Origin of the sequence: Tersicoccus solisilvae (genome assembly GCF_014643255.1) — a bacterium.
Lineage (GTDB): Bacteria > Actinomycetota > Actinomycetes > Actinomycetales > Micrococcaceae > Tersicoccus > Tersicoccus solisilvae.
The window spans coordinates 1-549 of record NZ_BMJI01000093.1 but is presented as its reverse complement, the minus strand read 5'-3'; the positions used below and the strand labels follow the sequence as shown (position 1 = coordinate 549).

Sequence of the window (549 nt, the reverse complement as noted above, 5' to 3'; positions counted from 1 at the left end):
TGTGGGTGCCGGCCCATTCCCGACTGAACTGGAATGTGAAATCGGCGATCACTTGGGAACCAAGGGCCAGGAATTTGGTGCGACAACCGGTCGTAAGCGTCGTCCGGGTTGGTTGGATATAGTGGCTATGCGCCGCGCGGTTCAGATCAACAGCATCAGTGGTTTCTGCCTGACCAAGCTCGACGTTTTGGACGGCTTGAAAGAAGTGAAGCTCTGCGTAGGCTATCAGCACCCAGACGGTACTGTGTCCAATGTGACCCCGCTGGCGGCTGAAGGCTATGAGCACGTTACTCCTGTGTATGAAACCATGCCAGGCTGGCGTGAACACACCTTTGGTGCCACTTCACTGGAGCAACTGCCACAGGCAGCAATCAACTATATCAAGCGGATTGAAGAACTGCTGGAAACACCTGTCGATATCATCTCAACCGGGCCAGACCGGAATGAGACCATGATTCTGGTGAATCCATTCAGTTAAGTAAAAAGGCCGCCTAAGCGGCCTTTTTCGTTTAAGGGGCTTACACTGTTTGCCCTTAAGAATTGGGTTAT

The 549-nt window shown here is 52.5% G+C and carries 1 protein-coding gene; it reads left to right on the top strand.

The window, feature by feature from the left end; genetic code table 11:
* A partial coding sequence (locus IEX22_RS16405; protein ID WP_188669296.1) for an adenylosuccinate synthetase occupies window positions 1-478 on the top strand: 478 nt, incomplete at its 5' end.
* Window positions 479-549: the final 71 nt, after the last annotated feature.